We start from the raw sequence: 582 nt of genomic DNA, 5'->3' as shown, positions 1-582 counted from the left end.
TTTTTCAACATTCGTGGGTTCGGGCCTCCAGTGAGTGTTACCTCACCTTCACCCTGGACAGGGGTAGATCACACGGTTTCGGGTCTACGTCCACGTACTAAAGCGCCCTATTCAGACTCGCTTTCGCTGCGGCTCCGTCTTTTCAACTTAACCTCGCACGGGAACGTAACTCGCCGGTTCATTCTACAAAAGGCACGCCATCACCCATATAGAGGGCTCTGACTTTTTGTAAGCACACGGTTTCAGGTTCTTTTTCACTCCGCTTCCGCGGTGCTTTTCACCTTTCCCTCACGGTACTGCTTCACTATCGGTCACTAGGGAGTATTTAGCCTTGGCAGATGGTCCTGCCGGATTCCGACGGGGTTTCACGTGACCCGCCGTACTCAGGATACCTCTAGGGGATTCGTTCAGTTTGGGCTACAGGGCTTTTACCTTCTATGCCGGACCTTTCCAGATCACTTCGCCTACCAAACTAACCCCATATCGAGGTCCTACAACCCCAAGGAGCAAGCTCCTTGGTTTGGGCTATTCCGCTTTCGCTCGCCGCTACTGACGGAATCACTTTTGTTTTCTTTTCCTCCA

General features: G+C 52.2%; 1 rRNA gene. It reads right to left on the bottom strand.

Annotated elements, in window-relative coordinates:
• Positions 1 to 582: ribosomal RNA gene (locus L6I86_RS35530) — 23S ribosomal RNA — on the bottom strand; the annotation flags it as partial.

Origin of the sequence: Paenibacillus allorhizoplanae, from assembly GCF_927798215.1 — a bacterium.
In the GTDB taxonomy this organism is placed as follows: Bacteria; Bacillota; Bacilli; order Paenibacillales; family NBRC-103111; genus Paenibacillus_E; species Paenibacillus_E allorhizoplanae.
Note: the sequence above shows the minus strand (reverse complement) of the source record. Positions and strands in the feature narration are given on the sequence as shown.